16 protein-coding genes are annotated in these 25,175 nt (G+C 72.5%); 8 read left to right on the top strand and 8 right to left on the bottom strand.

All coding sequences use genetic code 11. The annotated features are described in order from the left end of the window. Positions 1–207 precede the first annotated feature (207 nt). From WBN91_RS14160 to eccCa, 3 genes are all read right to left on the bottom strand, one after another. Positions 208–3,057, bottom strand: a complete 2,850-nt coding sequence (locus WBN91_RS14160; RefSeq protein WP_337727343.1) for an AfsR/SARP family transcriptional regulator — start codon at positions 3,055–3,057, stop codon at positions 208–210. A 30-nt stretch (positions 3,058–3,087) separates the two neighbouring features. Next, positions 3,088–5,946, bottom strand: coding sequence for an AfsR/SARP family transcriptional regulator (locus WBN91_RS14155; protein ID WP_337727344.1), 2,859 nt, complete (start codon positions 5,944–5,946; stop codon positions 3,088–3,090). A 406-nt stretch (positions 5,947–6,352) separates the two neighbouring features. Next, on the bottom strand, positions 6,353–10,357 hold the full coding sequence (eccCa, locus tag WBN91_RS14150) for a type VII secretion protein EccCa (RefSeq protein ID WP_337727345.1): 4,005 nt from the start codon (positions 10,355–10,357) through the stop codon (positions 6,353–6,355). A 253-nt stretch (positions 10,358–10,610) separates the two neighbouring features. Here eccCa and eccD point away from each other — a divergent pair, with 253 nt between their 5' ends. Then, complete coding sequence (gene eccD / locus WBN91_RS14145) at positions 10,611–12,005, top strand: type VII secretion integral membrane protein EccD (RefSeq protein WP_337727346.1); 1,395 nt, start codon at positions 10,611–10,613, stop codon at positions 12,003–12,005. A 3-nt stretch (positions 12,006–12,008) separates the two neighbouring features. Next, positions 12,009–13,442 carry a type VII secretion-associated serine protease mycosin gene (gene mycP / locus WBN91_RS14140; RefSeq protein WP_337727347.1) on the top strand — a complete coding sequence of 478 codons (1,434 nt, stop codon included), beginning with the start codon at positions 12,009–12,011 and terminating at the stop codon, positions 13,440–13,442. A gap of 105 nt (positions 13,443–13,547) precedes the next feature. Here the strand turns inward: mycP and WBN91_RS14135 are convergent, their stop codons facing one another. The 3 genes from WBN91_RS14135 to eccB form a co-directional block, all read right to left on the bottom strand. After that, positions 13,548–14,636 carry a WXG100 family type VII secretion target gene (locus WBN91_RS14135; RefSeq protein WP_337727350.1) on the bottom strand — a complete coding sequence of 363 codons (1,089 nt, stop codon included), beginning with the start codon at positions 14,634–14,636 and terminating at the stop codon, positions 13,548–13,550. Next, positions 14,636–14,995 (bottom strand): hypothetical protein, encoded by a 360-nt coding sequence (locus WBN91_RS14130; RefSeq protein ID WP_337727348.1) that lies wholly within the window; start codon positions 14,993–14,995, stop codon positions 14,636–14,638. Before WBN91_RS14130 ends, WBN91_RS14135 begins: the two co-directional genes overlap by 1 nt. 193 nt (positions 14,996–15,188) lie before the next feature. Beyond that, the gene (eccB, locus tag WBN91_RS14125) at positions 15,189–16,823 is read right to left on the bottom strand and encodes a type VII secretion protein EccB (RefSeq protein ID WP_337728416.1); all 1,635 of its coding nucleotides are present in this window, start codon (positions 16,821–16,823) and stop codon (positions 15,189–15,191) included. A 130-nt stretch (positions 16,824–16,953) separates the two neighbouring features. On the opposite strand from eccB, the gene eccE reads away from it, so the two are divergent. The 4 genes from eccE to WBN91_RS14105 all read left to right on the top strand — a co-directional run bounded on the left by eccE (position 16,954) and on the right by WBN91_RS14105 (position 21,589). Beyond that, positions 16,954–18,333 (top strand): type VII secretion protein EccE, encoded by a 1,380-nt coding sequence (gene eccE, locus WBN91_RS14120; protein ID WP_337728415.1) that lies wholly within the window; start codon positions 16,954–16,956, stop codon positions 18,331–18,333. Beyond that, positions 18,330–19,058, top strand: a complete 729-nt coding sequence (locus WBN91_RS14115; RefSeq protein ID WP_337728414.1) for a hypothetical protein — start codon at positions 18,330–18,332, stop codon at positions 19,056–19,058. Before eccE ends, WBN91_RS14115 begins: the two co-directional genes overlap by 4 nt. Positions 19,059–19,309: 251 nt before the next feature. Beyond that, positions 19,310–20,872, top strand: coding sequence for a S8 family peptidase (locus WBN91_RS14110; RefSeq protein ID WP_337728413.1), 1,563 nt, complete (start codon positions 19,310–19,312; stop codon positions 20,870–20,872). Between the two features lie 162 nt (positions 20,873–21,034). After that, on the top strand, positions 21,035–21,589 hold the full coding sequence (locus WBN91_RS14105) for a Uma2 family endonuclease (protein WP_337728412.1): 555 nt from the start codon (positions 21,035–21,037) through the stop codon (positions 21,587–21,589). Positions 21,590–21,598: 9 nt separating this feature from the next. On the opposite strand, the gene WBN91_RS14100 is transcribed toward WBN91_RS14105, so the two are convergent. After that, complete coding sequence (locus WBN91_RS14100) at positions 21,599–22,705, bottom strand: glycosyltransferase family 4 protein (protein WP_337728411.1); 1,107 nt, start codon at positions 22,703–22,705, stop codon at positions 21,599–21,601. Positions 22,706–22,740: 35 nt separating this feature from the next. Here WBN91_RS14100 and WBN91_RS14095 point away from each other — a divergent pair, with 35 nt between their 5' ends. Further along, positions 22,741–23,478, top strand: coding sequence for a PIG-L deacetylase family protein (locus WBN91_RS14095; RefSeq protein ID WP_337728410.1), 738 nt, complete (start codon positions 22,741–22,743; stop codon positions 23,476–23,478). After that, positions 23,475–24,413: a lysylphosphatidylglycerol synthase transmembrane domain-containing protein gene (locus WBN91_RS14090; RefSeq protein WP_337728409.1), complete on the top strand. Its 939-nt coding sequence runs from the start codon at positions 23,475–23,477 to the stop codon at positions 24,411–24,413. Before WBN91_RS14095 ends, WBN91_RS14090 begins: the two co-directional genes overlap by 4 nt. Here the strand turns inward: WBN91_RS14090 and truA are convergent. Further along, positions 24,379–25,170, bottom strand: a complete 792-nt coding sequence (gene truA, locus WBN91_RS14085; protein WP_337728408.1) for a tRNA pseudouridine(38-40) synthase TruA — start codon at positions 25,168–25,170, stop codon at positions 24,379–24,381. The two genes, WBN91_RS14090 and truA, sit on opposite strands and share 35 nt — an antisense overlap. Positions 25,171–25,175: the final 5 nt, after the last annotated feature.

The raw sequence follows: 25,175 nt of genomic DNA, 5'->3' as shown, positions 1-25,175 counted from the left end.
TCATCCCCTCGTCCGCCGGGGTCGGCGTGCAGGAACATGCATATCAGGATCGGGCGTGCGATCCGCGCATGTCGCCGATGGCCGTTCCCTGCGTGATCGACTGGGCACCATCGGTGGCCGCCCGGTGCGCGCGGATCACGGTTCCCCGCCCCTGGTCCGCCGTCGAGGACCTTGAGCTCCGCGACCACCGACTCCCCTGCGTGCCCGTCACGACGGGCTGGCTCTGCGCAGGGCCTCGGCCATGCGTTCGAGCGCCTCGGTCGCGCCCACGCCCTCGTGGGCCGGGATCGCCTCGGCCAGGAAGCGCTTCGCGTCCTCGGGGCGGCCGGCGGCCAGGTAGCTCTCCGCCAGGTTCGCGGCGGCGTTGGCGGAGCCCAGGCCCTCGGACAGCTCCTGGAAGATCCGGTACGCGCGTTCGGCCAGGGCCACGGCTTCGGCGTGGTGGCCCAGCGCGGTCTCGACGCGGGAGGCGTGGCTGGTCACGTGGGCCTTGCCGCGCAGGTCGTCCGCGTCCTCCATCAGTTCCAGCATCCGCCGGCCGGCCTCGGCCGCCCGGTCGAGGTGGCCGTCGCGCAGGGCGTAGGAGGAGATCCGGAAGTGGACGGCCGCCTCCACGACCGGCGCGCTGTGGCCCCGGCTGCGTTCCAGGGCCTGTTCGAACAGCGGCATGGCTTCGTCCAGCCGGCCGTCCCAGGCGATCATCGAGGCGTGCTCGCGCAGCGCCGAGAGGTGGACGCGGTCGTCGCCCGCGTCGCGCGCGATCGTGACGGCGCGCTCGGCCAGCTCCAGGGCCGGCTTGCCGTCGTGGACCGACTGGTAGTAGGCCCACGACGCCAGGTGGCAGGCGAGCCAGGCCCGCTCGCCGCCCGACTCCAGCCCCTCCGCGCAGGCCCGGAACTGGCCCATCAGCTCGTCGGAGAGGCTGGACTTGGCCGTCTCGGCGAGCCGGTAGTGCTCGGCGCGCCACATCAGCTGCACGTCGCCCACGTCCCGCGCGCAGTCCCGGCACAGCGTGATCAGCTCCGCCATCCGCGCGCTCGACAGGAAGACGTCCAGGTCCAGGTGGCTCGCGCGGGCCACGAACGCGAGCGCGGGCCTGGCCCACCCCTCCCGCGCGCACGCCTCGACCGCGTGGGCGATCTGCCGCTGCTCCGACACCGCCCACGCCGCGAACCGGTCGGTGAGACGGGCGACCGCGGCGGGGCTCAGCTCCGGCACCCGCACGTCGATCGGGTCCAGCGGCGGCATGTCGTGGTAGTCCGGCACGTGGCGCTGCGCGGCGTCGGTGAGGACCAGCAGCGCGTCCACGTAGTGGCGGAGGTGGGTGCGGTTGCCCTCGGCCGCCACCAGTTCCGCCGCGTAGACCGCCAGCAGGTCGTGCAGGCGGTAGCGCGGCTCGCCGGTCGCGTCCACGCCCACCTCCTCCAGCAGGTTGGCTTCCAGCAGGCGCTCGACCAGGCGGTCGCCGTCGCCGCCGGTCAGCACCGACACCACCCACGGGGCGAAGTCCAGCGTGCCCAGGACGCCCAGGCGGCGGAAGGCCACCGCGACCTCGTCGTCCAGCGCCGCGTAGCTGACCTCGAAACCGGCCCGGACCTCCATGTGCGTGGTGGACAGCTCGTCCAGCCTGCGGTGCTCGTCGGACAGGCGGGTGGCCAGCGCGTGCAGCGGCAGGCCCGACCGGGTGGCCAGGCGGGCGCCCACGATGCGCAGCGCCAGCGGGAGACCGCCGGTCGCCGCCACGATCTCCCGCGCCGCGACCGGGTCGCCCGCCACGCGCTCCGCGCCGATCACCCGGGTCAGCAGGCGGAGGCCGTCGTCGGCGTCCAGCGGGCGCAGCCGCACCACCCGGCTGCCCTCCAGCCCGGTCATCAGGTGCCTGCTGCTGATCAGGACCGCGCAGGACCCGCCGCCCGGGAGCAGCCGGCGCACCTGCTCCGCGTCCACCGCGCCGTCGAGGACGAGCAGCACCGCGCGGTCGACCAGGCGGGACCGGAAGGCCGCCGCTCGGGCGTCGACGCCGTCGGGGATGGACGTCATGGCCACGCCGACCGCCGTCAGCAGCTCCGCGAGCACCTCGCCGGGGTCGCGCGGCTCGCGCGTGCCGTCGCCGAGGTTGACGAACAACTGGCCGTCGGGGAACCGGTCGCTCAAGCCGTGCGCGACGCGGACGGTGAAGGCGCTCTTGCCCGACCCGGGCGGGCCGGTGACCACGACGATCGGGACGACGCTCGCGGGTGTGCGGGCGGTCAGGGCCGCCTCCACCTCGCGGTGCAGGTCCTCGCGGCCGACGAAGTCCGCCGTCACCGGCGGGAGCTGGCGCGGCGTCGGCCACACCGCGGCGCCGGGCACGGACACCGGTTCGCCGGACAGCACCGACTGGTGGATGTCGCGCAACTCCTTGCCCGGCCGGACGCCCAGTTCCTCCTCCAGGAGCTTGGCGACCACGCGGTAGGTCGCGAGGGCGTCGGCCTGGCGGCCGGAGCGGGACAGGGCGAGCATCAGCTGTCCCCAGAACCGCTCCCGCAGCGGGTGGCGCGCGACCAGGGTGCGCAGCTCCGCCACCAGTTCGGCGGACTTCCCCACGTCCAGGTCGCCGTCGATGCGCCGCTCCAGGGCGGCCAACCGCTCCTCCACGAGGGCGTCCACTTCGGACTGCAACGCGTCGGACCGGAGGTCGGCCAGCGGTTCCCCGCGCCACAGCGCCAGCGCCTCGGCGAACCGCCCGCCGGACACGAGGGTCCGGAAGCGGTGCAGGTCGAGCGCGCCTTCGGGCACCACCGCCTGGTAGCCGCTCGCGACCGTGCGGACGACGTTGGCCGGTCCCAGCGCCTGGCGCAGGCGCGTCACGGTCATCTGCAACGTCGCGCGGGCGCGGGCGGGGTTGGCCGGCGCACCGTCCCACACCCGGTCGACCAGGACGTCGGCGGACAGCACTTCGTTGGCGTGCAACAACAGCGACGCGAGCAGCACCGCCGTGCGGCCCGACGGGACGGGGACCTGCACGCCGTTGTGCCAGACCTCCAACGGGCCCAACACCTTGAATTCCGTGACCATCAACTGCCCCCCTGGTGTTGATGACGGCGGTCAGCGTTCTCGCGAAGCTCGCCGTGCCGCGATCAGGGCTTCGGACATGCGTTCCAACGCCTCCGCCGCGCCCACGCCCTCGTGGGCGGGGATGGCGGTTTCCAGGAACGCCGACGCTTCCGCCGGGCGGTCGGCCGCGAGGTAGCTCTCGGCGACGTTGGCGGCGGCCGTCGCGGAGCCGATGCCCTCCGCCAGGCCGGTGAAGATCTCGTACGCGCGCCGGGCTCGGGCGATCGCGCTGTCGTGGTTGCCCAGGCCCGCGTCCACTCTGGACGCGTGGCTCAGGACGTAGGCCGTGGCGCGCAGGTCGTGCGTGTCGGCCAGCAGGTCCAGGGTCTTGCGGGACGTCTCGGCGGCCAGGGTCAGATCGCCGTTGCGCAGGGCGTACATCGAGATGCGGTGCTGGACCTGGGCTTCCGAGAGCTTGTCCGGCTGCGTGCGGCTGAGCGCGATCGCCTCCTCGAACAGCGGGAGGGCGTCCTGCATCCGACCGGCCCACGCGACCATCGAGGCGTGCTCGCGCAGCGCGGACAGGTAGACCGACTCGTCGCCGGCTTCGCGGGCCAGGGTCGCGGCGCGCTCGGCCAGGTCCACGGCGGGTTTGCCGTCGTAGACCGACTGGTAGTACGCCCACGTGGCCAGGTGGCAGGCCAGGGTGAGGGTGTCGCCGATCGCCTCCAGGCCCTCCGCGCACCGGCGGAAGTCGTCGATGAGGGCCGCGTCCACGATGTTCTTCGCGGCCTCGCTGAGGCGGTGGTGTTCCATGCGCAACGCCAGGTTGGTGTCGCCGACAGCCTGGGCGCTCCGGCTGGCGAGGGCGTGCAGGCGGGCCAGGCCGGCGCTGCCGATGAACACGTCGAGGTCCAGGTGGCTGGCGCGGTCGGCCAGGTCGGCGGCGACGCCGGGCCACCCCTCGCGGGCGGCCACCTCCACGGCGCGGACGATCTGGCGCTGCTCGGAGACCAGCCAGGCCGCGCCGCTGCGGGTCAGGCGCTCGGCGTCGTGGGCGAGGGCGGGTTCATGCACGTGGACCGGGCGCATGGGCAGCATGTCCACGTAGACCCGGGTGTCGTGCTGGGCCAGGTCCGCCAGCAGGAGCAGGGCTTCGGCGTGGCGGCGCAGGTGGGCGCGGTTGTCGGCCGGGTCGTCCTGGGCGACCAGTTCGGCCGCGTAGACGGCCAGCAGGTCGTGCAGGCGGTAGCGGGCCTCGCCGGTCGCGTCGACCCCCGTCTCCTGCACGAGGTTGGCGTTGACCAGTTCCTCCACCAGGCGTTCGCCGTCGCCGTCGGTGAGGACCGAGAGCGACCAGGCGGCGAAGTCCAGGGGGCCGAGCAGGCCCAGGCGGCGGAAGGCGAGCGCCACGTGGTCGTCGAGGGCGGCGTAGCTCAGCTCGAAGCCGGCGCGGACCTCCATGTCCGCCGTGGACAGCTCGTCCAGGCGGCGGCGCTCGTCGGACAGGCGGACCGCGAGCGCGCTCAGCGGCAGGCTCGGCCGGGTCGCCAGGCGGGCGCCGACGATGCGCAGCGCCAGCGGGAGGCCGCCGGTGGCCTCGACGACCGCGTCGGCCGACGTCCGCTCCCGGTCCACGCGGTCCGCGCCGATGATCCCGGACAGCAGGCGCAGGGCGTCGGCGTGGTCGAGCGGGTCCAGGCGCAGCACGCGGCTGCCCGGCAGGCCGGCCAGGTGGTGGCGGCTGCTGACCAGGACCGCGCAGCGGGCGCCGCCGGGCAGCAGCAGGCGCACCTGGTCGAGGTCGGCCGCGCCGTCGAGGACCAGCAGCACCGCGCGGCCGGCGATGCGGGAGCGGAACGCCGCGGCCCGCGCCTCCACGTCCTCCGGGATGGACGCCAGGCCGACGCCCACCCCGGCGAGCAGCTCGGCCAGCACCTCGCCGGTGTCGCGCGGGCGGTGCGTGCCGTCGCCGAGGCGGACGAACAGCTGGCCGTCGGGGAACCGGTCGCTCAGGCGGTGCGCGAGGTGGACGGTCAGGGCGCTCTTGCCCGACCCGGGCGGGCCGGTGACGACCGCGATCGGGACGGCGGTCGGCGAGCTGGTCGCGGTGAAGACGGCGGTGACCTCGCGGTGCAGGTCCTCGCGGCCCACGAAGTCCGCGATGTCGGGCGGGAGCTGGCGGGGCAGCGGCCACGGCGGGGTGTGCGGCGCCCCGGACAGCACGGTCTGGTGCACCTCGCGCAGCTCCGGACCGGGTGCGACGCCCAGCTCGTCGTCCAGCAGCCTGGTCACCGCGCGGTAGGTGGCCAGGGCGTCGGCCTGCCGGCCGGAGCGGGACAGGGCGAGCATCAGCTGGCCCCAGAACCGCTCGCGCAGCGGGTGGCGGGTGGTCAGCGCGCGCAGTTCGGCGACCAGCTCGGCGGACCGGCCCGCGTCCAGGTCGGCGTCGATCCGGCGTTCGAGGACGGTGAGGCGCTCCTCCAGCAGCGGCTCGACCTCCTCGGCGTGCAGGACGTCGGAGCGCACGTCCGACAGCGGCTCGCCCCGGTACAGCGCGAGGGCGTCGGCGAACCGGCCCTGCTCGGCGAGCCGGCGGAAGGCGTGCAGGTCGAGCTCGTCGGGTCCGACCTCGGCGACGTAGCCGTTGGGGGTGGTGCGCACGACGTTGGACTCGCCCAGCGCCTGGCGCAGCCGGGTCATCGCCATGTGCAGCGTGGCGCGGGCGCGGTGGGGGCTGGGCGGCGCGCCGTCCCAGAGGCGTTCGACGAGGGTGTCGACGGAGACCGTCTCCCCCGCCCTGAGCAGCAGGGAGGCCAGAAGGACGCGCGTGCGGCCCGCGGGGATCTGCACCGGCTCGCCGTCGCGCCAGACCTCAAGGGGACCGAGCACCTTGAACGCAGTCCTCATATCCCTCCTCCGAGCGGGGGACAGTCTACGGCCGTACGCCCGCGCGCCGTGTGAGCTGCGCGCGGAGGTGGTCACACCGGGCGGCGGATCCCGGACGCCGGCGTGAGTCGAGTGTGAGCGGCACCGGGCACAGTGGACAGCGTTCACCGCGGAGCGGATCCGGGGACGGGACGGCGGTCGGCAACACGGGGGGTGCCGCGGTCCCGCGCCGGGGAGTCGGAATCGGTGCGCCGTCGTACAGGGGGGTGGCGTACCGAGTCCGGCCGGTTCACCGGTGACACCACGACCCGCGGACGTCCGTGCGCTCCCCCGTGCGGATGTCCGCGGGTCGCATTCGTCCCGGGGGGACGAGCAGAAGCCGCAAGGGGCCGCCCACGTGCTGGGCGGCCCCTTGCGGCGTCGTCGGCTAGTCCGGCTGGATCCAGGCGAACTGGATGCGCTGCTGCCCGGACTTGCGGGTCACCAGCGTGCCCCGGCCCGGCGGCTGGGGCGACGGCTTCAGGTTGCCCACGATCGCGCCCTCCTCCTTCGAGCCGGAACCCACCATGATCGGGGCCGCGATCTCCTTCAGCTTGCCCAGGATCGGGTCGTACATCGCGCGCGACGCGCCACCCATGCGGCGGGCCGCGACGATGTGCAGACCCACGTCCTTGGCCTGCGGGATGAACTCCGCCAGCGGCTGCAACGGGTTCTGCCCGCCCTGCGGCGCGACCAGGTCGTAGTCGTCGACCACCACGAACAGCTCCGGACCCTTCCACCAGGAGCGGTTCTTCAACTGCTCCTGCGTCACGTCCGGACCGGGCAGGCGACCGGCCATCGACCCGCGCACGTCCTTGACCATGTCCGTCAGCTGGGCCGACGACACGGCGTAGGACAGCAGGTGGTCGGTGTCGATCAGGCCCAGCATGGTGCGGCGGTAGTCGACCAGCATGATCAGCGCCTCTTGCGAGGTGTAGCTGCTCATGATGCCGCGCACGATCGTCCGCAGCATGTTCGTCTTGCCCGCCTCGCCGTCGGCCAGCGCCATGAAGTGCGGGTCGGCGTCGAAGTCCATGTAGACCGGCGCCAGCTCGTCCTCGTTGACGCCGACCGGCACCAGGTGGCCCCGGTTGGGGTTGACCTGCTGCACCTGGGCCATGAACTCCGGGTACGGCAGCAGGTCGGGCAGCAGCCGGACCTGCGGCGCACGCCGGCCGCGCCACGCGCCGTTGACCTTGGCGACCATGTCCTGCACGCCCGCCGCCACGTTCTCCGCGTCCGACGAGGCGTCGACGCGCGGCAGGGCGGTCAGGAAGTGCAGCTTCTGCGGCGACAGACCGCGACCGGGACGGCCGGCGGGCACGTTGACCGCGACCTTCCGGTCCACGTCGGACTCGCTCGGGTCACCCAGGCGCAGCTCGAACCGCGTGGCCAGGAGGTCCTTCATCGCGGGCCGGATCTCCGCCCAGCGGTTCGCGGCCACGACCACGTGCACGCCGAAGGACAGACCCTGCGCGGCCAGCGCCTGGACCTGCGGCTCCAGCGCCTCGAACTCCTGCCGGAAGTTCATCCAGCCGTCCACGACCAGGAACGCGTCGCCGAAGTCGTCGTCGCGGATCTCGCCGCGCCGCTTCCGGTTGCGGAACTCGACCATCGAGTCGATGCCCTGCGCCCGGAACCGGACCTCGCGCTCGGAGATCAGGCCGGACAGCTCGGCCACCATGCGGCGGGCCTTGTCGACGTCCAGGCGGGACGCGAAGCCACCGACGTGCGGCAGGTTCTCCAGCGACGCGAGCGTGCCGCCACCGAGGTCGAGGCAGTAGAACTGCACTTCCTCGGGGGTGTGCGTCAACGCCATCGACGTGATCATCGTGCGCAGCATCATCGACTTGCCCGACTGCGGGCCGCCGACGATCGCACCGTGGCCGGCGGCGCCGGAGAAGTCGGCCCACAGCAGGTCGCGGCGCTGCTCGAACGGCTTGTCCACGACGCCCAGCGGCACCTGGAGCTTGCCGTTGGAGAAGAACCCGGGCGGCGTGAGGCCGCGGTCCTCGGTGGCCTGGAGCGGGGGCAGGAGGGTATCCAGCGACGGCGGCTCGTTCAGCGGCGGCAGCCACACCTCGTGCGCCGGCGGGCCCTGGCCCACCAGGCGGTTGACGATGACCTCCAGCTCGCTGGGCTCGTTGCTGTCCTCTTTTTCCTTCTCCTGCTTGACCGGTTCGACCGGCTTGACCGGTTCCTTGGGGATCTCGATGTAGTCCGGCACGAAGAACCGGGGCCGCTTGTCGCTGGACACCACGGCCGACGGGCCGGCCACCTGGATGCCGGCGGGCCGGTACGGGCCGGACACGTACAGCGCCTTGAACCGGGTCAGCGGCGCGCCCTGCACACCGAGGTAGCCCGAACCCGGGATGGGCGGCAGCTCGTAGGCGTCCGGCACGCCGATCGCGGCGCGCGACTCGGCGGCGGAGAACGTCTTCAGACCGATCCGGTAGGACAGGAACGTGTCCAGACCGCGCAGCTTGCCCTCTTCCAGTCGCTGCGACGCGAGCAGCATGTGCATCTGGAGCGACCGGCCGACGCGACCGATCTGGAGGAAGATGTCGATGAAGTCCGGCTTGGCCGTCAGCATCTCGGAGAACTCGTCGATGCAGATGAACAGCGCGGGCAGCGGGTCGAGGTCGGCGCCGTTCTCCCGGGCCTTCTCGTAGTCCCACACGTTCTTGTAGTTGCCCTTGGCGAGGACTTCCTGCCGCCGCGCGACCTCGCCCGCGATGGCGTCCTTCATGCGGTCGACCAGGGTCAGGTCGCCCGCCAGGTTGGTGATCGTCGCGGCGACGTGCGGGGCCTTGTCCAGGCCGAGGAACGTCGCACCACCCTTGAAGTCGACGAGGATCATGTTCAGCGACGTCGAGGAGTGCGTGGCCAGCAGGCCCAGCACCAGCGTGCGCAGGAACTCCGACTTGCCGGAACCGGTCGCGCCGATGCACAGGCCGTGCGGGCCCATGCCCTCCATCGCCGCTTCCTTGATGTCCAGCTCCACCTGCTGGCCGAACTCGCCGATGCCGAACGGCACGCGGTAGCGGTCGCGGACCGGCCGGGGCCGCCACGCCTGCTGCACGTCGAAGGTCATCGGGTCGCCCTGGAGGCCCAGGAACTCGATCAGCGGCGGGTTGTTGGACATCGACAGCGGGTCCTCGTCGCTGCCGCCCGCGTCCACGCCGCCGATCCGGTACGGCGACAGCCGCCGGGCCAGCGCCTCGGCCTCGGGCACGGACAGCCAGTCCGGCGAGCCGAACCACTCGACGCCGCTGGCGCTGCGCGCGCCCAGCTTGTCGTCCTCGATGACCAGGCGCAGGCCGCGCCGGGCGGTCAGGTTGCCCAGCGACTCGGACAGGTCGAGCAGGGTGACGCCGACCAGGCCCTCTTCCAGGATGATCTGCTCTTCGCGGGTGACGTCGCCGTCGTCGATGAGGATCACGATGTGCGGCTGGTCGGCGGGCGGCGGCGCGTTGCGGGTGAACCGCTGGCGGTCGCGCAGCTGCTCGTCGAGCATCTGCTCGACCTCGGTCAGCGACGAGGCCATCATCCGCATCTGGCCGATGCCGTCGACGATGTTCGGGTGCTGCACGTGCGGCAGCCACTTCATCCACTCCCACTCGGCCTTGGTGCGGCCGGTGGTGACGACCGCGATGAGCAGGTCGTCCGGGGAGTGGAAGGTCGCCATCTGGGCGAGCAGGGCGCGGGCGAGGCCGCGCTTGGCGCCGATCTCGCCGAGCAGGCCGACGGCGGCGAAGCCGCGCAGCGCGATCGAGATGGGCAGGTCGGGCACCAGCGAGTGGGCGCGCACGAAGCGGCGCAGCGCCAGCGTGGCGATCGGCTCCAGCTCCTCGACCGGGCCGGTCTGCGGCGGCACGAGGCGGGTGGCCAGGCGCTGCGAGCCGCGGCCGGCGCGCAGGTGGCAGAAGTCGGGGTCGTTCTGCCGCCGCTCCCACATGCGGCGAGTGGTGGCCAGCGACCACAGCATCTGCGGGTCGGGGTGCACCCACTCCCGCTCGGCGCGCTGCTCGTTGGCGGCTTCCCGGGCGCGGTCGCGCATCTGGCCGAGGTAGCGCAGGTAGTCCTTGCGGTCCTCGTTCATCTCGGCCTTCTTCTGGCCCTTGCCCGAGCCCATGCCGCCCGCCATCATGCCGATGGTCGAGATCATCATCATGCCGGGCATGATCATGGCGGCCGGGTTCTTGTTGCTGTACGAGAACATCAGGACCATCATCCCGACGGACGACACGATCATGACGGCCGGCATCGCCTTCATCATGATGTTGCCGGGGATGATCCGGGGCACCTCGGGCGGCGGTTCGAGGTGGACCTCACCGCCCGGTGGACGGGGAGCAGCGAGGCGTGCCGTGCGCTTGAACTGCAACGTGCTCACCTAACAGGCACCTCTTCACACTCTCTCGAACCGACTCGCGTGTCACAACCGCGGTTGCCAACCGACACTATTGCGCATCGGAACCCGCCACGAAGGTGGGTCGTGAAAATCCGCCGGCCCCGTGTTCGTCGGAACGGCCCTGTCCGGACGCCCGTTCCGGCCATACTGTGTCCCGCCCCTCCGGCCGGCCCGTCTGGCGGACCAATAGGGTCGGGGCGGGACGAAGACACGCAAGAGGACTTAGGGGGCCCTGGTGGCGACCGGTACGACGGTGTTCAGCCGGGTGACGGTGGTTGCGCCGCGCACGCGTATCGACGTCGCGCTCCCCGCCGACGTCGCGGTGGCCGACCTGCTGCCGATGCTGCTGGACATGGCCAAGGAGGCCACTCCGGACGGCGGGGTGCGGCACGGCGGGTGGGCGCTGGCGAAGCTGGGCGACAGCCCGCTCGACCCCAGCCGCACGCTGGCCTCGCTGGGCGTCGTGGACGGCGAGCTGCTCCAGCTGCGCAAGCGCAACGAGAACCCGCCGCCGCCGCTGTACGACGACGTGGTGGACGCGATCGCCGAGTCCGACCCGGACAGCTTCCGGCCGTGGACGAAGGACACCGCGCGCAAGTACGGCCACCTGGCGGGCGCGTTGGCGCTGGTCGCCGCCGCCGTCGCGGTGCTGATGTCCGGTCCCCTGGCCGGCGGCGACGGCCTGTGGCCCGCGATCTGCGCGGGCGTGGTGGCGATCGTGGCGCTGGCCGCGGGCGCGGTGATCTCCCGGTCCTACAACGCGGTCGGCACGGGCGTGCTGATCGCCGCCGCGGGCGGGCTGCCGATGGCGTACGTGGCGGGCCTCTACATCGTGCCCGGCGCGATCGGCCGGCCGAACCTGCTGCTGGCCAGCGTGCTGGTGCTGATCTTCGCCTCCGCGGCGATCCTGCTGATCGGGCGCGGCATCACCGTGTTCATCGCGGCGGCCACGGCGGGCGCGCTCAGCGGCCTCGCGTTCCTCATCGGCATCTTCGTCGACCACCCGATCGTGGGTATCGCGGCGGCCACGGCGGCGGTGTCGCTGGCGGCCCTGTCCGCGCTGCCCCGGCTGACCATCCAGCTGGCGAAGCTGCCGCTGCCGACCGTGCCGGGCAGTGCCGAGGACCTCAAGGAGGACACCGGCTTCCCCGAGTACGCGGTGATCGAGCGGCGCACCGCGAACGCCCACGAGTACCTGACCGGCATGATCGTCGGCTGCGGCGGCACCGCCGCGCTGTTCTCGGTGATCGCCGCGGGTGACGGCACCATCTGGGGCCCGATGCTCGCGGTCACCGTCGCCCTGGTGCTGATGCTGCGCGGCCGGGCCTACGCCAACGGCGCGCAGGCGGTGGCGCTGCTGGTCAGCGGCATGGTGGCGGCGGCGGGCGTGCTGCTGGGCTGGCTCGTGCAGTCCTCGCTGGACAACCGGCTGCTGTTCGTGTTCGGCACGCTGGTCCTGGTGGGCGCGGCGGCCCTGGTGCTCGGCGTGATCTTCCCCGGCCAGAAGTTCTCGCCGGTGCTGCGCCGGACGGTGGACGTGCTGGAGGCGATCCTGATCGCGATCGTCCTGCCGCTCGCCCTGGCCGTCATGGACCTGTACGTCGCCATGCGCCAGCTGATCCCGGCCTGAGCCATGCGGAACACGACACGGAAGTCCGCCGCAGCGGTGGCCGTGGCGCTGACCCTGGTCACCACCCCCGGCGCGTACGCGCAGCAGCCGACGACGACCGCGGCCCCGGACCGGCCCAACTCGGTGCCGCCGCCCGTGGACCGCAGCCGCACGCCCAAGTTCGAAGAGCCCGCGGAAGACGTCAACTACACGCCGAAGAACCTCTGCATCGTCTCCAACACCGGGAACAAGACGATCCCGAACAAGCCGTGGGGCCAGATGCAGCTGCGGCTGGAGGAGGCGCACCGGTTCGCCACCGGCGCGGGCATCAAGATCGCCATCATCGACACCGGCGTCAACGAGCACCCGCGCCTGAAGGGCCGGGTCATCCCGGGCGGCGACTACGTCGAGACCGAGAAGAAGGGCATCGACGACTGCGACGGCCACGGCACCGAGGTGGCGGGCGTCGCGGCGGCGAGCCGGGACGAGACGACCGGTTTCGTGGGCGCCGCGCCGGAGGCGGAGATCCTCGCCTACCGGCACACCAGCAGCAACTTCAAGTTCGAGCACCCGACCGACAAGAGCCAGAACCGCGACTCGGCGGGCAAGGTCGGCACCCTGGCGAAGGCCATCGTCGCGGCGGCGACCGAGGGCGCGAGCGTCATCAACATCTCGCTGACCTCGTGCGAGCAGCCCCACCCGCAGAGCGACCAGGAGAAGGAACTCCAGGCCGCGATCGACTGGGCGGTCAACGAGAAGAACGTGGTCATCGTCACCGCGGCCGGCAACTTCACCCAGAAGGACGGCTGCGCGCTCCAGAACGACAACGAGGACCCGAGCAACGTCAACATCATCGCCTCGCCGCCGTGGTACGCCGACAACGTCCTGTCGGTGGCGTCCATCGGCTCGTCGGGCGCCGTGTCGTCGTTCTCGGTGTGGGGTCCGTGGGTCAGCGTCGCCGCGCCGGGCGAGGACATCGTCACGCTCGACCCGAAGGGCCAGGGCCTGACCAACTCCAACGAGGGTCCCTCCGGCCCGACCCGCATCCAGGGCACCAGCTTCGCCGCGCCGTACGTGGCGGGCGTGGTGGCCCTGGTCCGGCAGCGCTTCCCGAACCTGAGCGCCAAGGCCGTGATGGAGCGCATCAAGGCCACCGCGCAGCACCCGGGCAACCCGGGCGGCCGGGACAACAAGGTCGGCGCCGGCATGGTCAACCCGGTGGCCGCGCTTACGGCGGAGCTGCCGTCGGAGCGCAAGGACTTCAAGCCCGCCGAGCCCTCGCAGGTGATGACCAACCTGGACCCGCTCAACCCGCCCGACCCGACGCCGCTCATCGTGGCGCTGTCCGGCACGGGCGGCGGCGTGGGCCTGCTCCTGCTGACCTTGTTCATCGTGCACACGGTGAACCGCAACCGGGCCAAGCGAGCAGCGGTGCCGGTCAAACGCTCAGTGCTCTAGGCGATCACGCGAAAGGGCCGCTCCCGGCAACCGGGGGCGGCCCTTTCGCTTGCTCGAGCGGGTGTCAGCTTTGGTCGGGCGGGTCCAGCTTTGGTCGAGCGGCCGTCAGTCGTCCTCGCCGAGCACCTGGGGCGCGGTCTTCTTGGGCTTGCCCAGCAGCTCTTCGGTGGTGCCGGTGATCCGGAACTTCGACTTGTGCTCCTTGTCTCCGCCCTGCTGGCCGCCGCCGCCCATCGCGCCCATCATGCCGCCGCCCATCATGCCCATGCCGGCGCCACCGGCCGCCGGTCCGCGCCCACCGCCGGACGCCGCAGCCGCAGCCGGAGCGGTGCCGCCCTCGGCCGGCCTCGGTTCCTGGACGGTCGTGTAGCCCCCGGAGCCCAGGCGTTCCGCCGGCGACCCACCCGGCACACCACCACCGCCGGGAACTCCGCCGCCACCGGGCACACCACCACCGCCGCCGACACCGCCACCACCCACACCACCGCCGCCGCCCACAGCGGCGCCGCCGACACCGGCGGTCTTGAGCGGCTCGGGCGTGCCGGGCGGTGGGGTCGCGGAAGCCGGCTTCTTCGGCTCGGTGAACGTCCAGTCCTTCTCGGGGTACTTGTGCTCCATCTTCACGTCGGCGAAGTCCGACTCCCCGGACACGCCGTCGCACAGCCGCAGGAAGGCCTCCAGGATGTCCCGGACCGACTCGTAGAGCTCCTTCGCCGGGTCCCGCAGCTCGTCGAGCACCTCGACCACCCGGCGGTCGCCGTCCAGCGGCAGGGCCGCCGCGCCGGACACCGTGTCGGCGGCCTCCGCGTACACGCGGGCCATGTCCTCGACGATGCCCCGGATGCCCTCGGCGGTCTGGTCCAGCGCGTCGCCCATCGCGTGCATGGCGTCGGACATGTCGTGCCCGGCCAGTCCCACGGTCTGCATGTGCGCCACGAACGACTCGGCGTCCCGGCCCTGCCAGGCGGAGTCCAGCTTGCCCAGCGGCTTGGTCAGGTCGCGGGTCACGTACTCGGCGACCAGTCCGGCCTTGCGCCAGCGCTCGGCCTCCTCGTGCAGGTCGTTCCACGACCCGACGACGGGCTCGAAGTAGTCCGCGACCAGGTCCTGGAGCCCGAGCCGGCGGCTGATGCCCGACAGGTAGTCCAGCTCCGCGCCCACCTCGGCGACCAGCTGACGGCCGTCCTTGCGCATCACGAGCCCTCCAGGCGGCGCTCGGCCTTCTTGATCAGGGCGACGGCCTCGTCCTCCTGGCCGCCGTAGTGCTCGGCCACGGCGTGCAGGTTCTTGGACGCGGACGCCAGCACCTCGCACGCCCGGTCGAGCTGCTGGTTGAGCATCCCGGCCGCGCGGGCGTAGGCCTCGGAGGTGCGCAGCGTCCTGCCCAGCTCGCCGAAGCTGTGCGGGCGCACCGGCGCGGCTCTGAGCTGCTCACGCGCCTTGGACAGCTCGTCGGCCGCCTCCTCGACGCGCTGCGCGTACAACTCCACCCACCGCGCGTCGACGCTGACCCTGCCCGATCCCGAAGCCGGGGGGCGTCGTGACTCGTACACCCGGACACCTCCTTAAGCGTCAGGTGTGACGGTCCCGGACGCCCCCGGGTTCCGCCGAACGGCGAGGCCGCGTCGGCTTGTCGCGCCGCGTTTCCCGCCGATCAGCTCTTCCGATCGGTGGGAAACGCGGCGCGATGAGCCGACTCCCAGGCGGCCTCGCCCGCGACGCCGGAGGCGGCGCAATTCAACACAGTCAGCCTCCAGAAGCCTTCTTCGCCGCTTCCTCTGGCAACAGTCCGAGGTCCTTCGGCACCGGGATGGAGTCCCAGCTGCGGATGGCGTCGTTGCGGTTCAACTGCGGGCCGTTCGGGAGCAACCTCAAGATCGACTCTGGACCAGGAACGAACTGGTCGCCCAGGCCGAGTGCGCCGGAGACCACGGTGTCCGGGATGCCGTACTTCACGCCGCGGCCGGTGATCAGGTGGATCGGGCCGCTCTTGAAGTCCTGGGTGGACGTCGACGAGCGGACCACCGCCGACTTGCCCGGGGCCATCATGAACTTGCTCACGACCTCGCCGGTCGCGCCGACCTGGTTGATGTTCACCGCGACCACGTCGGAGGACACCGGCAGCGACGGCGCGATGGTCACCTGCGTGTGCTGGGACCGGTTGTCCGCGTTGACGTTCTCCGCCCGCCAGCCCAGGCACACCACCCGGTTGTTCTGGTTGGGCTCCAGCACCTCGGGCACCTCGGTCGGGTAGTCGAGGAAGTCCAGCTTCTCCGACGGCTCCTTGGTGTCGATCTTCGCGATGTCGACCAGCTTCGGCTCCGGCTGGGACTGGTTCGCGCGGATCATGTCGCCGGCGGCCCGGCTGATCTCCTGCAAGCCGTCCTTGAGGGCCACGTAGAAGACCGAGTCGCCACCGGTGCGCTTGACCTCGATCACGTTGCCGACCTTCAGGCCCGGCACGCCCTCCAGGTAGGTCACCGGCTCGCCCTTGCCGGTGATCTTCGGCGCTTCCAGCGGCTTGGCCTCGGGGATCGCGTTGAGCAGGCCGGAGCTGATCGCGCGCGCGGTCTTGCCGGTGAGCTTGAGCGCGATCTGGACCTCGCTCTTGGTCAGGTCCACCTTGGCCCGCACGGTCGACGTCGAGGTGATCTTCGAGTTCACCGGGGCCTTGTAGATCAGGTAGGCCTGCTTGTCGTCGGTGCCCGCCTTGACCAGCAGCGCCTTGTTGCCCTCCAGCAGCTGCCCGCCGCTCATGCCGGCCAGCACCGTGGTCTCGAACCGGCCCTTGGCGGTCGGGTTGTTCAGCGTGTCGTCGAGGTCGAGCGTGTCGCACACCGACCACTCCGCGCCGATCCGCTCCTCGGGCTTGGTGGGCAGCACGTCCGGGCCGTCCGGGATACCGGTGAGCCGGCCCTTGGGCAGCTTGGCCAGGGTCTTCTCGCTGACCAGCTTCGGCTCGCCGCCCGCGACCTGCGGCGCCGCGTTCACCTGGCCCGCCTGGGCGTCACCGCCGCCGACCTGCTGCGCCTTGTCCGGGTTCGACTGGTTGAGCACCAGCAGCCGCGCGGAGGCCAGGTTGGTCATCGGGATCAGCTGCCTGGGGTTGCCCTGCCGGACGACGTAGACCTGGCCGGTCTCCTTGGAGATCGCGATCTGCGTCTCGTCGTCGAGCTTGGGGTCCGGCGAGAAGAAGCCGAACACCAGGAAACCGATCAAGCCGATGACGCCGAGGATCACACCCACAGCGGTGGCACGCGAGTGCGTGCGCATCGGGTCGTGCAGCATCACCGCGTCTCTGCGCACCAGGGCGGACTGCATCCTGCGCAGCACGAAGCGGTAGGCCTGGACCTGTGACTTGGTGGTGGGTGTTGATGCCATTCTCGGCTCGCTGCTCTCCCAGTCGCGGTACGGTCTGCACGATAGCCGGACGGCGGGTGGCGCGTGTGCGGGTTGGTCAGACCCGGTCGGTCCACCCGCCGAACGCCGACGGGAAAGAGAACCAGATCGGATGTCCGTGACCACCCCACATCCGGGTCAACCGAACCCTGCCACGGCCCGCCCGCAGGGCGGCCCCGGCGGCCCTGGTGGCCCCGGCGGTCCTCCGCAGGCTCAGGGCGGCGGCGTGCGCGCCGCCCTGCTCCGGGCACGTCGGCGCGCGACCGGGGCCAGCCTCGGCGCACTGCCGGTCGCCAACCTGGTTGTCCTCGAAGTCGGCGTCGCCGTCGGCCTGATCCTCATCGCCATCGGCGCCACCGGTGACGAGGTCGCGCCCGCCCTGCTCTACACGGCGGGCGGCATCGTCCTCGTCGCGCTGGTCCTGGCGTTCGCCCGGTCCCGTGGCCGCTGGCTGACCCAGTGGATCGGCCTGGTCGTGCGCTACAACCTCCGCTCGCACAGCCGCAGCGCCAAGCGCGCCGGCCCGGTGGAGATGAAGCCGCCGTCGGAGGAAGAGGCCTCCGTGATCGGCTCGGACGACCCGCGCGTGGCGCTGCTGCGGCTGGCCGTGCCGGACTTGGTGGTGGCCAAGGGCACCGACCACGAGCGCCGGCCGCTGGGCCTGGCGTGGCACCAGGGCGCGTGGACGGCGGTGCTGCTGGTCGACCCGGCGCCCGGCCTGATCAACGCCGTGGGCACCGCGCCGGCGCTGCCGCTGGGCGCGCTCGCGCCGTGCCTGGAGGACCGCGGCGTGGTGCTCGACGCGATCTCGGTGATCTGGCACTGCTACCCCGGTTCCGCGGCGCTGCCCGCGAACTCGCCGGCGCTCAACTCCTACATGGAGGTCCTCGGCCCGCTGCCCGCCGCGGCCCGGCGCACCACGTGGATCGCGGTGCGGCTGGACCCGAAGCGCTGCCAGGCGGCGATCCGGGAGCGCGGCGGCGGCGTCGTGGGCGCGCACCGGGCGCTGATCGGCGCGCTGTCCCGCGTCCGCAACGCGCTGGAGTCCGCGGGCGTGGCGATCCGGCCGCTGGACCCCGACGAGCTGATCCGCGCCGGCATCTCGGCCGCCGAGCTGACCTCGGTGGCGGGCACGAACAACGCGGTGTCGCTGCGGGAGAAGTGGGGCGGCGTCACCGCGGGCGGCGTCGGCCACGCGTCCTACGCGATCACCGGCTGGCCCGCGAAGGGCATGCGCAACAACCTGAACGCGCTGACCGGCGTCCGGGCGCTGTCCTCGACGCTGTCCATGACGATCTCGCCGAGCAGCGAGCAGGGCCAGGTCGGTCTGCGCGGCTTGGTGCGGGTGTCCGCGCGCACACCGTCCGAACTGGACCGCGCCGACGACCGGCTCAAGGCGTTGGCGGACAAGCTGGACATCACGCTGACCCCGTTGAACGGGCTCCAGGTCGCGGGCCTGGCCGCCACATTGCCGCTCGGAGGTGTCGCGTGAGCAACAGCCGCCTGCTGGACAACCGGGGCGCCGGCCGCGGTGTCGCGCCGGAGTTCCTGGTCGCGCCGCAACTGCTGGACGTGGTCAGCCCGTCGGGCGACCGCGGCGGCATGGTGCTGGGCTCGGGCCTGAAGGGCGAGCCGCTGACCATCTCGGTGCTGCGGTCCGCCCCGACCCGCATGGTCGTGGTCGGCGGCCTGTACCTCGCGCGCCAGATCGCGCTGCGGGCGATGGCGACCGGCGCGTGGATCACCGTGGCGACCGGCCGGCCGCAGGCGTGGCAGCCGGTGGTGCGGGCGGCGGGCACCGGCCCGGACGGGCGTCCCGCGCCGACCGTGCAGCTGCGCAGGCTCTCGCCGGTGGAACTGCCGCGGCCGTCGGAGGACGCGCCGCTGCTGGTCGTGCACGACGGCGGGCACGTGCCGCAGGAACTGTTCCCGCCGCGCTCGCCGTGGCAGACCACGATGTACGTCCTGCCGTACCTGCACCCGCAGGCGTCGGGAACGGCGAATTCCGCGGACCTCGTGCTGCTCCAGCGGCTGCCGGTCGGCCAGGCGCAGTTGGCGGCGCAGATCTGGCGGCTGCCGCCGCAGATGGCGCACCAGCTGACCACGTTGAAGGACGACCAGGTGATCGCGCTCGGGCAGAACCTGTGGCGGCCGTTGCGGCTGGTCACCACGCCCGGTGAGCAGCAGATCCTGGGTGCGGTCCGGCGCGGCGACTGACGCCTGACCTGCATTCCCGTGCCCCGGACCACACGGTCCGGGGCACATTTTTGTTGTTCGGTCCAGTCACTCTCCGCAGCATTTCATTCACAACCACGGTCAATACTGTGGAGAGGCCATCAGGCTCGTATTCGCGACGAATTCTTGCTTTCCCACCGCGGGGCGAACTAGGAACTGACTCACCGTGTCCGACCGGCTGCGCTTCGGCGCACCGGCCGGGCGCACACCCTGCGAAAGAGGAGACCCCTGCGATGCGAGACTCTCGCGCGTCCTGGACGAGGCGGGTGACCGGCGTCGGGCTCGCCACCGGCACCGCGTTCGCCGTCACCGCCGCGCTGACGACGTTCACCGCCGGCGCCGCCGAGGGCGAGATCCTCGGCCTCGACGCCCCGGGCGCGGTCAAGGACAGCTACATCGTGGTGCTCAAGGACGTGAGCACGAGCAGCGTCGGCACGTTGAGCGGCAAGTACCAGGCCAACGTGAAGCACACCTACAGCGCCGCCCTGCGCGGCTTCGCCGCCACCATGACCGAGGCGCAGGCCCGGCGGCTCGCGGCGGACCCGAGCGTCGAGTACGTCAAGCAGGACGCCGAGGTGAAGATCTCCGGCACGCAGACGCCGACCCCCTCGTGGGGCCTGGACCGCATCGACCAGGCCGCCCTGCCCCTGAACAACTCCTACACGTACCCGAACGAGGGTGAGGGCGTCACCGCCTACATCATCGACACGGGCATCCGGTTCTCGCACAGCGACTTCGCCGGGCGCGCGGTGTCCGGCCGCGACACCGTCGACAACGACAACGACGCCACCGACTGCAACGGTCACGGCACCCACGTCGCGGGCACCGTCGGCGGCACCAAGTACGGCGTGGCCAAGAAGGCCAAGCTGGTCGGCGTGCGGGTGCTGAACTGCTCCGGCTCCGGCACGTACGCGGGCGTCATCGCGGGCATCGACTGGGTGACCCAGAACGCGGCCAAGCCGGCCGTGGCGAACATGTCGCTGGGCGGCGGCGCGGACGCCACCGTCGACCAGGCGGTGCGCAACTCCATCGCGGCGGGCGTGACCTACGGCCTCGCGGCGGGCAACGACAGCGGCGCGAACGCGTGCAACACCTCCCCGGCCCGCACGGCGGAGGGCATCACGGTCGGGTCGTCGACCAACACCGACGCGCGGTCGTCGTTCTCGAACATCGGCACCTGCCTGGACATCTTCGCGCCGGGCTCGTCCATCACGTCGGCCTGGCACACCGGTGACGCGGCCACCAACACCATCAGCGGCACCTCGATGGCGACCCCGCACGTCGTCGGCGCGGCGGCCGTGTACCTGAGCGCCAACCCCGCCGCGACGCCGCAGCAGGTCCGCGACGCCCTGGTGAACGGCGCGACCAGCGGCGCCGTCACCAACGCGGGCACCGGCTCCCCGAACAAGCTCCTCCGCCTGGTCGGCAGCACCACCCCGCCGCCCACCGGCTGCGCCCCGAAGACCAACGCGACGGACGTGAACGTGCCCGACCTGGGCACCGCCACCAGCACCATCGCGATCACCGACTGCGCCGGCGCGGCCGGCTCCGCGGCCACGGTCGAGGTGCACATCAAGCACACCTACCGGGGCGACCTGGCGATCGACCTGATCACGCCGAGCGGCGCGGTCAAGCAGCTCAAGGTCACCAGCGGCTCGGACGGCACGGACAACGTGGACGCCACCTACACGGTGAACCTGTCCACCGAGACGGCCAACGGCAACTGGCAGCTCCGCGTCCGCGACGCGTACTCGCAGGACACGGGCTACATCGACACCTGGACCCTCGACCTGTAGGTCGGCCGGTTCCAGGCAGCACAACGAACGGCCCCCGCCACCTTCCGCCGGCGGGGGCCGTTCTGCTGCGTGCTGTGGTGGTCGTGGAGACGCCGGGCATCGGCCAGGGCGACGCGGCGATCGCGTGATCACCCGTTTGGCTGGGCCGCGCATGCTGGTCTTGTGATCACAGGTCCGCTCACGATCGAGGACTGGCTGGAGCTGGATCCCGCTCCGGACGGGTCAAGCATCGAACTGCTCAACGGCCACCTGCTCCGCACCCCGCCACCCGATGGTGGCCACCAGTTCGTCACCGGCAACCTCGCCATGCGCATCGACGAGGCGATCCGCACCTCGGGGCGCACCGACCTGTCCGTCGTCCACGGCGTCGGGGTGCGGATCTCGACGGCGACGCGCACCGCGCTGATCCCCGACGTGGTGATCCTGAACCGCAAGCCCTTCGACGACACGTTCCCGGCCGAGGCGGTGTGGGTGGCGGCGGAGGTGTGGGCGTCGAGCGACACACCTGCCGAGCGGGAGGCCAAAGAAGCGAGTTACGCGCTGGCCGGTGTGCCGTTCTTCTGGACCGTCGACCAGCCCAAGCCACTGCGCCTCATCGCGCACCGGCTGGAGAACGGGCTGTACAAGGCCGAGAACATCCTCGAAACCGAAGGCCCGCACACCATCACCGCCGCCCCCGTCCCGATCGCCCTCGACCTCGCCGACCTCATCCGCTGAGCACCTCCCCTAAGCACCCCGCCGCACGCCCCCGCCGCACACGGCGCGTTCGCGGCACGCCTCCAGTGCCTCCAGCACCCGTGGCCACGTGCAGGGCGGGTCGGTGGAGCGGTTGTGGGTGGCGATGTGGTGGCGCAGGGTCCGGTCCGCGGCCAGGCGGACCAGGGCTGAGGTCAGGTCGTCCGAGAGCAGGCCCTCCACGCCGTCGCGCACGAAGTCGGCCACGCCCGTCCCGGGGCGCGCGACCACGGGCACGCCCGCCGTCCGGGCCTCCAGGGTGGCCAGGCCGAAGGCCTCCGACACGGTCGGGTTCACGAACACGTCGGCCGACGCCAACAGCCGCGACACCGCCGCCCGGTCCAGCCGCCCCGGCAGGCTCACCCAGTCCATCCCGTGCCGCCGCACGTACCGGCGTGCCGCGCCCATCTGAGGGCCGTCGCCGGCGAGGGTCGCGCGCAAGCCGCCCCCGACCGCCGCAGACACCTCCCGCAGCACGGACAGCAGGTGCAGCGGCTGCTTGCGGGACGCCAAGCGGCCCACGGACACGACGTGCACGGCGTCGTCGGAGCGTTGCACGGGGATGCCTCGCCAAGCCGAAGGCGTGACGCCGTTGGGCACCACGAAGACGTCCACGGGCAGCGCCGCACCCACCAGGGCCGCCGCCGCCGAGGACACGGCTGCCAGCACGAGGGGCGAGCGGGACCAGCCGTCGATCCGGTCCAGCGCCCGGTAACACCAGCGCACGGACGGGTCCCACATGCTGTGCACGACGGCGACCGTGGGCAGGCCGAGCTTCAGCGCCGACCGGATGCCCGACCACGCGAACGGCGAGATGGCGCCGACGTGCGCGTACACGACGTCCGCGTCCGAGGAGGCCAGCAACCGGTCCAGGTGGTGGCCGGCGCGCAGGTGGATCGGCGGGCCGAACGGCATCGCGACCGGGTGGACCGTGCAGCCCGGCGGCCGGGTGGCGTGGCGGGTCGCGGTGATCACGTGGACGTCGGCGCCCGCGCGGCGCTGGGCGTCGGCGAGACCGGCCACCTGGACCTCGATGCCGCCCAGGCGGGGCAGGAAGCAGTCGCTGACGTGGATGATCGACACAGGGACTCCCGTCAAGCCGCTGATCGGAGCAACTGACACTCTTACACCTTGTGAGCCGAACCTGCGTGTTCTTCCACGCCCACCCGGACGACGAAGCCCTCCTGACGGGGGGCACGATGGCGCGCCTGGCCGCCGAGGGGCACCGGGTGGTGCTGGTCGTGGCGACGGCCGGTGAGCGGGGGCTGGCCGCGCGCACCGACGACCTGGGGGCCGTCCGCACCAGGGAGGCGCACCGGTCGGCGCGGCTGCTCGGGTGCGCCCGCGTCGAGTTCCTCGGCTACGCGGACTCGGGCTTGGACGGCGCGGAGGGGTTCGCGCAGGTGGACGTGCCGGAGGCCGCCGGGCGGCTGGCCGAGATCCTGCACGAGGAGCGCGCCGACCTGCTCACCACCTACGACCCGGTCGGCGGCTACGGGCACCCCGACCACGTGCAGGTCCACCGCGTCGGCGCGCTGGCCGCCGAACTGGCGGGCACACTGAGGGTGTGGGAGGCGACGGTCGACCGGACCCTGTTGCTGCGCGCCCTCCGGCTGGCCCGGGTCGCGCGGCGGTTCGACCTGACCCCGTTCCGGACCGCCTACACGCCCCGCGCGGAGATCACCCACGCGGTGGACGTCCGCCGGTACGCGGGGTGCAAGCGGGCGGCGTTGGCGGCGCACGCCACGCAGACCACCGGGGGCGACCAGACCCGCACGGTGAGCGCCCTGCTGAGCCTGCCGCCGCCGCTGTTCCGGCTGGTCATGGGCACGGAGTGGTACATCGAGCGCAAACGTTTGCGCGCTCGGTGAGGGTGCACCTCAACCTGCTCGCCTCGCTCGCGTCCCTGGCCCTCGCGGTGTGGCTGGTGGTCGCCCTCGTCCCGGCGATCGGCGGGGTCGACTGGGCCACCATCACCGGCCACCTGGCCGCCGTGAGCACCGCCGCCCTCCTGGGCCTGACCGTGCTGTGGCTGGCGGGCCTGTGGGCCTACACCTACGTCCTGACCGGCTCGCTGCCCGGCCTGCGCAACACCCAGGCGTTCAGCCTCAACGCGGCGGGCAGCGCGGTCAGCAACCTGCTCCCGTTCGGCGGCGCGGCGGGGGTCGCGGTCACCGCCGTCATGGCGTCGAGCTGGGGCCACACGGCCCGCGCGATCACCACGTCCACCATCGTCAGCGGCCTGTGGAACACCCTCGGCCGGGTCGCCCTGCCGCTGGTCGCGCTGGCCATCCAGGGTGCGGCCGTGCTGGGGCGGACGGTCCTGGCCGCCACGCTGACCACGGCGGCGGTCCTGGTGGTCGCGGTCGCCGCCCTGGCCCGGCTGCGCTGGCTCAGCGGCGTGCTCAGGGGCCGCGCCCGCCGGTTCGTGGTGCGGCTGCGCCGGCAGAACGCGCACGTCATCCGCAGGAACTGGGCGAAGATGACCACCGGCATGGTGGTCTACCTGGCCCTCCAGGCCCTGCTGCTGTGGTGCTGCCTCGCGGTCACCGGCGTCGAGCTGTCACTGGGCGCGCTGGTCGCGGCCTTCGCGGTGAGCCGCCTGCTCACCCTGGCCGTGGTCACGCCCGGCGGGTTCGGGGTCAGCGAGAACGGCACGATCGCGCTGCTCGTCGCGCTGGGCACGCCCGCCGGACCGGCCGTCGCGGGCGTGCTCCTGTTCGCGGTCTTCACGTTCCTCGCCGAGATCCCGATGGGCGGCGTGGCGTGGCTCAACTGGTCGGTGCGACGCGCACGTTCCGCGTGACCAGCGCCCGCGCGGCCAGCTCGGAATCGTCCGGATAGTCCACCCGAACGAGTGACAAGCCGTGCGCCGGCGCGACCGTGACTTCACTCGATCGAGCGGTCAAGGACAGTAGTGACGCGGGCCAGGAGACCGGCTTGCGCCCCTCGCCGACGGCCAGCAGCGCCCCCACCAGGCTGCGGACCATCGAGTGGCAGAACGCGTCCGCCGAGACGAACGCCGTCAGCACGTCCCCGTCCCGCTCCCACGCCAGCCGCTGCAACTCGCGGATCGTGGTCGCGCCCTCCCGGCGCTTGCAGAACGCGCAGAAGTCCCGCTCACCCAGCAGCAGCTCGGAAGCGGCGTTCAGGGCGTCCACGTCCAGCGCACGCGGCCAGGCCAGCGTGTCCAGCCGCCGCAGCGGCGAAGCGCCGAACGGCGCGTCCGTGACCCGGTACTCGTAGTGCCGCCGCAACGCCGAGAAGCGGGCGTCGAACTCCGCCGGCACCACCCGCGCGGAGAACACCCGCACGTCGGACGGCAACGCCCGCGCCAGCCGCCGCGGCAGCCCGTCGACGTCCACCGCCGCGGGCAGGTCGGCGTGCGCCACCTGGCCGGTCGCGTGCACGCCGGCGTCGGTCCGCCCCGCCACGGTGAGGCTCACGTCCTCCCGCAGCACGGTGGACATCGTGTCCTCCAGCACCCCGCACACCGTCCGCCGACCCGGCTGGCGCGCCCACCCCGAGAACTCCGTGCCGTCGTAGCCCAGGTCCAGGCGCACACGAA

It is taken from the genome of Saccharothrix sp. CCNWYY140 (assembly GCF_037401995.1).
In the GTDB taxonomy this organism is placed as follows: Bacteria; Actinomycetota; Actinomycetes; order Mycobacteriales; family Pseudonocardiaceae; genus Actinosynnema.
This window is presented reverse-complemented; position numbering and strand designations above follow the sequence as displayed.

Coding starts and splice junctions, on each gene's coding strand:
- WBN91_RS14160 (WP_337727343.1), bottom strand. CDS start 3,057: ATGGTCACGGAATTCAAGGTGTTGGGCCCGTTGGAGGTCTGGCACAAC.
- WBN91_RS14155 (WP_337727344.1), bottom strand. CDS start 5,946: ATGAGGACTGCGTTCAAGGTGCTCGGTCCCCTTGAGGTCTGGCGCGAC.
- mycP (WP_337727347.1), top strand. CDS start 12,009: ATGCGGAACACGACACGGAAGTCCGCCGCAGCGGTGGCCGTGGCGCTG.
- WBN91_RS14135 (WP_337727350.1), bottom strand. CDS start 14,636: ATGCGCAAGGACGGCCGTCAGCTGGTCGCCGAGGTGGGCGCGGAGCTG.
- eccB (WP_337728416.1), bottom strand. CDS start 16,823: ATGGCATCAACACCCACCACCAAGTCACAGGTCCAGGCCTACCGCTTC.
- eccE (WP_337728415.1), top strand. CDS start 16,954: ATGTCCGTGACCACCCCACATCCGGGTCAACCGAACCCTGCCACGGCC.
- WBN91_RS14110 (WP_337728413.1), top strand. CDS start 19,310: ATGCGAGACTCTCGCGCGTCCTGGACGAGGCGGGTGACCGGCGTCGGG.